This window comes from Kitasatospora putterlickiae (genome assembly GCF_039527695.1).
Lineage (GTDB): Bacteria > Actinomycetota > Actinomycetes > Streptomycetales > Streptomycetaceae > Kitasatospora > Kitasatospora putterlickiae.
In genome coordinates this window covers 1-9,918 of record NZ_BAAAKJ010000136.1, presented here as the reverse complement: position 1 = coordinate 9,918, position 9,918 = coordinate 1, and the positions used below count along the sequence as shown (strand labels likewise).

Genomic DNA, 9,918 nt, shown 5'->3' with positions numbered 1-9,918 from the left:
GGCGCCGGCCGCGCCGCTGACGGCGCCCCAGACGCCGAACGCCACCGCCCGGTCGCGGCCCCGGTAGGCGAGGTTGAGCAGGGCCATCGCGGTGGCGAACATCGCCGCGCCGCCGGCCGCCTGGACGATCCGCGCCGCCACCAGGGTGCCGCCGTCCGGGGCGAGTCCGCAGGCGAGCGAGGCGAGTGCGAACACCGCCAGGCCCGCCGTGTACACCCTTCGGCGGCCCACCCGGTCGGCCAGCGCGCCGAGGCCCAGCAGCAGTGCGGCCAGCGCCAGCGCGTAGCCGTCCAGCACCCACTGCAGGCCGTCGAAGCCCATCTCCAGCCCGGCGCCGACGTCCGGCAGCGCCACGATCACGATGCTGACGTCGGTCAGCAGCATGAACACCCCGATGCTCACCGCGACCAGCGGTCCCCACTTGCGCATCCCCGTCGTCCCCGTCCGCTCGCTCCGCGTCGGCCACCGTGGCGGACGCCCCGTCACTTTCGGTCCAGGGGTGGCCGTCGCGCCGCCCGGTGGCGGGTTTCCGGTGGATCTCGACACGCCCTACCATCCGGCTGGTGGAAACCCTGACGCTGGACGAGCTGGACCGGGCGCTGCTGCACGCCCTGCAGGTGGACGGCCGGGCGCCGTTCCGGCGGATCGCCGAGGTGCTCGGGGTGTCCGACCAGACGGTGGCCCGCCGCTACCAGCGGCTGCGCGGCGCCGGGGTGGTGCGGGTGGTGGGGCGGACCAACGCCAGGCTGCTCGGGCAGGTCGACTGGCTCACCCGGATCCGGTGCGTGCCGGACGCCGCGGCGTCGATCGCCGAGGCGCTGGCCCGGCGGCCGGACACCTCCTGGGTGAGCCTGCTGTCCGGCGGCGAGATCGTCTGCAACGCCCGGGCGCAGGTCCGTCCGGAGCGTGAGGAGCTGTTGTTCGGCAGGCTGCCGCGGACCCCTCGGGTGCTGTCGGTCGCGGCGCACTACCTGCTGCGCACCTACGTCGGCGGGCGGGTGGCGTGGAGCGGGCGGACCTCGGCGCTGAGCGCCGGGCAGGTCGAGCGGCTGCGGGCGTCCGCGCCGGGCGTGCCCGCCGTCCCCGGCGTGCCCGCCGTTGCCGGCGCGCCCGTCGTGCCGGACGAGCGGGACCGGACGCTGCTGGCGGCGCTCGCGGTGGACGGCCGGACGCCGCTGGCCGCGCTGGCGGCCGGCACCGGGAGCCCGGAGTCGACGGTGCGTCGGCGGNGCTCGCCGCGCTGACCGGCGCGCGGCTGCTGTTCTTCGACGTGGACGTGGACCCCCGCCCGCTCGGCTACGAGATCGAGGCGTTCTGCTGGCTCACGGTGGCGCCGGGGCGGCTGGCGGCGGTCGGCCGGGCGATGGCGGACCACCCCGAGGTCGGTTTCGTGGCGGCGACCACCGGGCCGACCAACCTGGTGGCCGGGCTGGTCTGCCGGGACACCGAGGCGTTCTACGACTATCTGACGGACCGGCTGGGCGCGCTGGAGGGGGTCGGCGCGCTGGAGACGGCGCCAGTGGTCCGGAGCGTCAAGCGCGCCGGAATGATTATGCCTTAATCGAGTTACCTGAAATATTGCGCCGATGGCTGGATCTCCGCGATTCCTGGCGGATTATCCGCCTGGAGATCATCAGACAAATCGAGAATTCCATGATTCCCCTCGAAAATGCCTCGCCAGGCGTTCAGGGCGGCCTTAGTATCTGAACGAACACTTTCGGTGATCGTTCGACGGTGGATCGTGAAGGGGGCCGTCATGGGCGAGCAACTTCGAACCGCACTGTGCCATGCCGCCTACCCGTTCCTGCTGGTCGCGGTGGTGGTCACGGCGACCGCGACCCTGCGCCTGCGCTGGGACCTCGGCCGCGCGAACCAGCTCTTCCTGCTCGGGGCGATCGGGTACATGGCGCTGCTCGAACGGCTGATTCCGTACGAACCGGAGTGGACGCCGAATGTGCGCGAGTGGGGGTGGTACGGCGTCTACTTCCTGCTGACGATGATCGGCGGCGCCCTGTCCCAGGTGCCCGTTTCCGCCCTCGTCGGCTGGGCGGCGCCGGCGCGCGGGGTGCTGCCGCTCTGGGCGGAGATCCCGGTCGCCCTGCTGCTCGGCTCGCTGGCCAACTACCTGGTCCACCGCTGGTGCCACACCAACCCGAGGCTCTGGCGGCTGCACGGGGTGCACCACGTGCCCGACAAGGTGAACGTCGGCAACAACGGGGTCAACCACGTGCTGGACGTCGTGCTGACCCAGGGCTGCGTCCAGTTCTCCCTGGCGCTCGCCGGCTTCTCGGAACCGGCGGTGTTCGTGGTGGGCCTGTTCGTCGTCGCCCAGGGCTACTTCGTGCACGCCAACATCGACGTCCGGCTCGGCCCGCTCAACCACGTGCTCGCCGGGCCCGAACAGCACCGGCTGCACCACAGCACCGACCTGGCGGAGGCCGGCCACTTCGGCTCCGACCTCTCGGTGTGGGACCACGCCTTCGGCAGCTTCACCTGGCGGCCGGGGCGCCGTCCGGCCGCGGTGGGGCTGGCCGATCCGGGTGCCTTCCCCGCCACCGGCCGGGTGGTCGCCAGCCACCTCCAGGCCTGGCGCCGCCCCGCCCGGGCCGAAGGGTCCCCGACCGGCCCGACCTGACGCCCCGTACCCGACTCCCGCCCGATCCCCACTCCGCCTCAGCCTCGGCCTCGACCGGCTCCTCCCTTCGGCCGGCCCGGTGTCCGGCCTGCCCGGAACCGGCGCCCGGCCCGTGTCCCCGGCGCGCGCGGACGCTCCCGCAACCCGCCCGCGCGCGCGAACGCAGCGACCCAAGGACTCGACTCGCATGACGGATTCCCGCTTCGTCACCTCCCCGGAACCCTCCGAACGCCCCGCACCGGCCGGTCCGTCCGCCGCCGGGCGGGAGAAGATCGCGATCATCGGGATCGGCCTCCGCCTGCCCGGCGGGGCCTGCGACCACCGGTCGTTCTGGCAGAACCTGGTCGACGGCAAGGACTGCATCACACCCACTCCGCGCAGCCGCTACGACGTCGCCACCCTCGGCAGCCGCGACAAGGCCAAGCCGGGCCGGCTGGTCGGCGGCCGCGGCGGCTACATCGACGGCTTCGACGAGTTCGACCCGGCGTTCTTCGGCATCAGCGGCCGCGAGGCCGACCACATGGACCCGCAGCAGCGGAAGCTGCTGGAGGTGGCCTGGGAGGCGTTGGAGGACGGCGGGCAGAAGCCGGCCGAGCTGGCCGGCCGCGAGGTCGGGGTCTACGTCGGCGCGTTCACCCTGGACTACAAGATCGTCCAGTTCTCCGACCTGTCCTTCGAGACGCTCGCCGCGCACACCGCCACCGGCACCATGATGACGATGGTGTCGAACCGCATCTCGCACTGCTTCGACTTCCGCGGCCCCAGCGTCTCCATCGACACCGCCTGCTCCTCCTCACTGGTCGCCGTCCACCTCGCCGCCCAGAGCCTGCAGCGCGGCGAGACCGACCTGGCCCTGGCCGGCGGCACCCTGCTGCACATCGCCCCGCAGTACACGATCGCCGAGACCAAGGGCGGCTTCCTCTCCCCACAGGGCCACTCACGGACCTTCGACGCCGCCGCCGACGGCTACGTCCGGGCCGAGGGCGTCGCCGTGGTCGCGCTCAAGCGGCTCTCCGACGCCCTGCGCGACGGCGACCCGGTGCACGCCGTCGTCATCGGCAGCGGCGTCAACCAGGACGGCCGCACCAACGGCATCACCGTGCCCAACCCGGACGCCCAGGTGACCCTGATCGAACGGGTCTGCGCCGAGGCCGGGATCACCCCCGGCGGCCTCCAGTACGTCGAGGCGCACGGCACCTCCACCCCGGTGGGCGACCCGATCGAGGCGAACGCGCTGGCCCGGGCGCTGTCCGTCGGCCGCCGCCCCGGCGACGCCTGCTACGTCGGCTCGGTCAAGACCAACATCGGGCACACCGAGTCCGCGTCCGGGCTGGCCGGGCTGATCAAGTCCGCGCTCGCCCTCAAGCACCGGACCATCCCGCCGCACATCAACCTGGAGCGGCTCAACCCGGCGATCGACCCGGCCACCCTGCCGTACGAGATCCCCACCGAGCCCACGCCCTGGCCGGCCCACGAGGGACCGGCCCGGGCCGGGGTCAACTCCTTCGGCTTCGGCGGCACCAACGCGCACGTCCTGCTGGAGGAGGCCCCGGAGCCGGAGCCCCCGGTGGAAGCCCCCGCGCCCGCCGCCGACGTCCCGGTGTGGACGGTGCTGCCGCTCACCGCCCGGGAGGCCGCGGCGCTGCCCGAACTGGCCGCCGGCGTCCAGGCCGAGCTGGCCGGCGTCCGGGGCGGCGAACCGGCCCGTCCGGCCGACCTCGGTCACACCCTGGCCCACCGCCGCCAGCACCACGACGCCCGGCTGTCGATCGTCTACGACGCCCGCGAGCACACCGCCCGCGCCTCGCTGGACGAGGCGCTCACCGCCCACCTGCGCGGCGAGCCGCACCCCCGGGTCCTCACCGACCACCGCCGCGAGGCCCGGCACCGCCGACTGGCCTGGGTCTTCACCGGGATGGGCCCGCAGTGGTGGGCGATGGGCCGCCGGCTCTTCGCCACCGAGCCCGTCTACCGGGAGGCCGTCGAGCAGTGCGCCGAGCACCTCGCCGAGCTCACCGGCTGGTCGCTGGTCGACGAACTCGCCGCCGACGAGGCGGCGTCCAGGATGGCCGAGACCTGGCTCGCCCAGCCCGCCAACTTCGCCGTCCAGATCGGCCTCGCCGCGCTCTGGCGCAGCCGGGGCGTGCGGCCGGACGCGATCGTCGGTCACTCCACCGGCGAGGCCGCCGCCTTCCACGAGGCCGGCGTCTACGACCTGGCCGACGCCGTCAAGGTGGTGGTCCACCGCAGCCGCCTGCAGCAGCGGCTCGCCGGCACCGGCGGCATGCTCGCGGTCGCGCTCACCGAGGCCGAGGCGCTGCGCCGGCTGCGCCCGTACGGGGACGCCGTCTCGGTCGCCGCCGTCAACAGCCCGGGCTCGCTCACCCTCGCGGGAGAGGAGGCGGCACTGGCCGAGATCGCCGCCGCGCTCACCGCCGAGCAGGTCTTCGCCCGGCCGCTGACCGTCGAAGTCCCCTACCACAGCGCCCGGATGGAACTGATCAAGGACGAGCTGCTGGAGTCGCTGGCCGACCTCAAGGCCCGCCCCGCGCAGGTCCCGCTCTACCTCACCGGCCGGGAGGGCACCGCCCACGGCACCGAGCTCGACGCCGGGTACTGGTGGCACAACGTCCGCGACAGCGTCCGCTTCCGGCAGGCCGTGGAACGGCTGGCCGACGACGGCTACGGCCTGTTCCTGGAGATCGGCCCGCACCCGGTGCTCGGCCGCTCGATCCAGGAGACCGTCGAGGCGCACCCGGGCACGGCGGACCGGCCCGAGGTGCGGACCCTGCCCTCGATCCGTCGCCAGGAGGACGAGCGGGCCGTCTTCACCGCCTCGCTCGCCGCGCTGCACAACCTCGGCGTCGCGGTCGACTGGTCGGTGCTCCAGCCCGCCGGGCGGATCGTGCCGCTGCCGCGCTACCCGTTCCGGCGCGACCGGCACTGGGTGGAGCCGCGGTCGGTCGAGCAGGTCCGGCGCGGGCGGCTCGACCACCCGCTGCTCGGCCGCCGGCTGCCCGGCGCCGAACCCGCCTGGGAGGCCCGGCTGGACGCCGAGGCCCTGCCCTACCTGGAGGACCACCGGATCCAGGGCGACGTGCTGTTCCCCGCCGCCGGCTACCTGGAGATGGCCGTCCAGGCGGTCCGCGCGCTGACCGGTGGCACGGACGCCGCGCTGGCCGACATCGAGCTGCGCAAGGCGCTGTTCCTGCCGGACGAGGAGAGCCGCGCCGTGCGGCTCACCCTCGCCGCCGAGCACGGCTCGTTCACCGTCGCCTCCGGCGAGGGTGCCGAGCGCACCGTGCACACGGTCGGTACCGTGCGACCGGCCCAGCGCCGTCGGCCCGGCCGGCCACTGGACGTCGAGGCGGTGCGCGGGCGGGCCCTGCGCCGGCTCGCCGGGCCGGACTGCTACGCCGGACTCGCCGGGCTGGGCTACCACTACGGTCCCGCCTTCCAGGGCATCGAGGAGGTCTGGATCGGTCCCGGCGAGGCGCTGGCCCGGATCCGTCCGACGGAGCCGGTCGCCGGGCAGGGGGAGCACCACCAGGTGCACCCGGTGGTGATGGACGCCTTCTTCCAGACCCTGCTGACGCCCCAGTTGCTGGACCGCCGCGACGAGGGCGCGGGCATCCGGCTGCCGGTGGCGATCGCGGAGGTCCGGCTGGAGGCGGTCGGCGAGCGCCCGCTCTGGGTGCACGCCACCGTCACCCGGGACACGGGCGGCGAACTCGTCGGCGACCTCGCGGTGCACGACGAGCACGGCGCGCCGCTCGGCGGGATCACCGGCTTCCGGGCCGCCGACGTCGAGCAGGCCGCCACCGCCGTCGGCCTCGGAACCATCGACGGCTGGCTCGCCGAACCGGTCTGGACGGAGCTGCAGGCCGCCTCCGACACCCCCGACCTGCTGGCCGAACACCCCGACCACTGGCTGCTGTTCGCCGACCGGAGCGGTGTCGCCGGGGCGCTGGCCGCGCGGATCGCCGCGCGCGGCGGCGAGTGCCTGCTGGTCCGCCCCGGGGCCGGCTACCGGCCCGCCGACGGCGACCGCCCGGCCACCGTCGACCCCGGCTCGGCGGAGGACCTCGCCCGGCTGCTCGCCGACCGCCGGGCCGCGGGCCTGCCCGACCCGGCCGCCGTGGTCCACCTGTGGAACCTCGACCGGCCCGGGCTGGCCGGGGCCGACCACGCCACCGTCGCCGCCCACACCACCGAGGGTGCCTACAGCCTGGTCGCGCTGGCCGCCCTGCTGGCCGCCGAACTCCCCGGCTGCCGGCTGCACGTGGTCACCCGCTCCGCCCAGTCCACCGTTCCCGGCGAACTCGTCGAACCCCTCGCCGCCCCCGCCTGGGGCATCACCCGGGTGCTGCGCCACCAGGAACTCCCCTCCCACCAGGGCAAGCTGGTCGACCTCGGCCCGTCCGCGGACGCCGGCGCGGGAGCCGAGGCCGAGGCCCTGCTGCGGGAGTTCGCGCTCGCGGACGAGGACGAGATCGCCCTGCGCGGCGGACGGCGGCTGACCAGCCGGCTGCGGACGGCCGAGGGGCTGAGCCGGCCGCTCGCGCCGCGGCTGCGGGCGGACGCGGCGTACCTGGTGACCGGGGCGTTCGGGGCGCTCGGGCGGCTGCTCTGCCGCACCCTGGTCAAGCGCGGGGCACGCCGGCTGATCCTGGTCGGCCGCAGCCCGCTGCCGCCGCGCGAGCGGTGGCGCGACCTCGACCCGGCGAGCCCGGACGGGCAGCGGGCGGCCTTCCTGCGCGAGCTGGAGGCGCTCGGTGCCGAACCGGTCCCGGCGCCGCTGGACGTCACCGACGAAGCCGCGCTGGCCGCCTGGCTGGCCGAGTACCGGCGGCTGGACCGGCCGCCGATCCGGGGCGTCTTCCACCTCGCGGGACAGGTCAGGGACACCCTGGTCGGCGAACTGGACCGGCCGACCTTCGAGACCGTCTACGGTCCCAAGGTGCTCGGCGCCTTCGCCCTGCACCGGCAGCTGGCCGGTGAACCGCTCGACCACTTCGTGCTGTTCGCCTCGATCGCCTCGCTGCTGACCACCGCCGGCCAGACCAACTACGCGGCGGGCAACGCCTTCCTGGACGCCCTGGCGCACCACCGGCGCGCCCTCGGCCTGCCCGCGCTCAGCCTCGACTGGGGGCCGTGGGCCACCGGGATGATCGAGGAACTCGGCCTCATCGACCACTACCGGCACAGCCGGGGCATGAGCTCGCTCGCCCCGGAGACCGGAATGGCCGTGCTGGAGCGGGTGCTCGGCCAGGACCGCGCCCAGTTGCTGGTCGCCACCGTCGTCGACTGGCCGGTGTTCCTCTCCTGGTACCCGGCGCCGCCACCACTGGTCGCCGACCTCGCGGCGGCCGCCCGGGAGTCCGCCCCGGCGGCCGGGCAGGGGGGTCTGCTGGACGCGCTGCGGGCGGCCGGTGAGGAGGAACGGCGGGCGCTGCTCACCGAGCGGTTCACCGCGCTGGCCGGCACGGTGCTGCGGGTGCCGGTCGAGCAGATCGACCCGGCGGCCGGGCTCGGCGGCCTCGGCCTGGACTCGCTGCTCGCGATGGAGCTGCGGGCCCGCCTGAGCGGCGAACTCGGCGTCACCCTCCCGGTGGTGGCGCTGCTCGGCAACGCCCCGGTGGCCGAGCTGGTCGCCCGGCTGCAGGAGTCGCTGGCCGAGCTGCTGGACGAGGACCCGGACGGCCCGGGCGCGGCCGAGGCCGAGCGCCACGAGGACGCGTCGGCCTATCCGCTGACCCAGAACCAGAAGGCGCTCTGGTTCCTCAAGCAGCTCAACCCGGACGGCTTCGCCTACAACATCGGCGGCGCCGTCGAGGTCCGGGTGGAACTGGAGCCCGAGCTGATGGCCCTGGCCTTCCGGGCCATGGTCGAGCGCCACCCGAGCCTGCGGGCCAACTTCGTGCTGGACGGCGGCCGGGCCGTGCAGCGGATCTCCGCCGCGGTGGAGCCGGACTTCGGGGTCTTCGACGTCGAGGGCCTGGCCTGGGACGACATCCACGCGATGATCGTCCGCGAGTACCGCAAGCCGTACGACCTGGAGCGGGACCCGCTGGTGCGGTTCCGGCTGTTCCGGCGCGGCCCGGCCCGCTGGGTGATCATGAAGGCCGTCCACCACATCATCTCGGACGCGATCTCCACCTTCACCTTCATCGAGGAGTTGCTCGCCGTCTACGAGGGGCTGCGCCGCGGCCGGGCACCCGAACTGCCCCCGGTGGCCGCCCGCTACCTGGACTTCCTCAACCGGCAGAACGCCTTCCTGGCCGGCCGCGAGGCGCCGAGGATGCTGGAGTACTGGCGCTCTCACCTGCCCGCCGAGGTGCCGATCCTCAGCCTGCCCACCGACAAGCCGCGCCCGGCGGTGCAGACCCACAACGGCGCCTCCGAGTTCTTCGTGCTGGACGAGGAGCTCAGCGCCCGGGTGCACGCGCTGGCCCGCGAGCACAACGTCACCGTCTTCATGGTGCTGCTCAGCGCCTACTACCTGCTGCTGCACGCCTACGCGGGGCAGGACGACGTCATCGTCGGCAGCCCGGTGACCGGCCGCACCGACGAGGAGTTCGCCGGCGTCTACGGCTACTTCGTCAACCCGCTGCCGCTGCACGTCTCGCTGGCCGGCGCGCCGACCGTCCCCGAGCTGCTGGACCGGGTGCGGAGCACGGTGCTCGGCGGGCTCGACCACCAGGAGTACCCGTTCGTGCTGCTGGTGGAGAAGCTCGGGCTGCAGCACGACCCGAGCCGCTCGGCGGTCTTCCAGGCGATGTTCATCCTGCTCCACCACAAGGTGGCCACCGAGAAGTACGGCTACCACCTGGAGTACATCGAACTCCCCGAGGAGGAGGGCCAGTTCGACATCACCCTGTCCGCCTACGAGGACGAGGCCGAGCACCGCTTCCACTGCGTCTTCAAGTACAACACCGACCTCTTCCTGCCCGGGACGATGGCCCGGATGGCCGGCCACTACGTCAACCTGGTCGAGGCGCTGACCACGGCCGGCCCGGAGCGGGCCGCCACCGGCCTCGAACCGCTCGGCCGCGAGGAGCGCTCCGTGGTGCTCCGGCGGTGGAGCGGCGCCGACCGGCGGGTGCCCTTCCCGGAGCCGGTGCACGAGCTGGTGCTGCGCGCGGCGGCGGCCGACCCGGCGGCTCCCGCGGTGGCGGCGCCGGCCGAATCCGGCCCGACCGCCCGGCTGTCCTACGGCGAGCTGGCCGAGCGCTCCCGGCGGGCCGCCGCCCGGGGGAACGCGCTCGGCGCCGGGCAGGGCG

5 protein-coding genes are annotated in these 9,918 nt (G+C 74.5%); 4 read left to right on the top strand and 1 reads right to left on the bottom strand.

Annotation, left to right across the window (positions count from 1 at the left end; translation table 11 throughout):
• Positions 1 to 429 (bottom strand): MFS transporter (locus ABD308_RS14655; RefSeq protein WP_344333661.1); only part of this gene is annotated, 429 nt, incomplete at its 3' end.
• Positions 430 to 467: 38 nt separating this feature from the next.
• On the opposite strand from ABD308_RS14655, the gene ABD308_RS14650 reads away from it, so the two are divergent.
• The 4 genes from ABD308_RS14650 to ABD308_RS14635 all read left to right on the top strand — a co-directional run.
• The gene (locus ABD308_RS14650; RefSeq protein WP_425554768.1) at positions 468 to 1,244 is read left to right on the top strand and encodes an Lrp/AsnC family transcriptional regulator; all 777 of its coding nucleotides are present in this window, start codon (positions 468 to 470) and stop codon (positions 1,242 to 1,244) included.
• Between the two features lie 26 nt (positions 1,245 to 1,270).
• Positions 1,271 to 1,561: an Lrp/AsnC family transcriptional regulator gene (locus ABD308_RS14645; RefSeq protein ID WP_344333658.1), complete on the top strand. Its 291-nt coding sequence runs from the start codon at positions 1,271 to 1,273 to the stop codon at positions 1,559 to 1,561.
• 195 nt (positions 1,562 to 1,756) lie between these two features.
• Positions 1,757 to 2,635: a sterol desaturase family protein gene (locus tag ABD308_RS14640; RefSeq protein ID WP_344333657.1), complete on the top strand. Its 879-nt coding sequence runs from the start codon at positions 1,757 to 1,759 to the stop codon at positions 2,633 to 2,635.
• A 187-nt stretch (positions 2,636 to 2,822) separates the two neighbouring features.
• A partial coding sequence (locus ABD308_RS14635) for a condensation domain-containing protein (RefSeq protein WP_344333655.1) occupies positions 2,823 to 9,918 on the top strand: 7,096 nt, incomplete at its 3' end.

Excerpts from the sequence above, each read along its gene's own strand:
- ABD308_RS14640 (WP_344333657.1), top strand. The coding sequence starts at position 1,757 with ATGGGCGAGCAACTTCGAACCGCACTGTGCCATGCCGCCTACCCGTTC.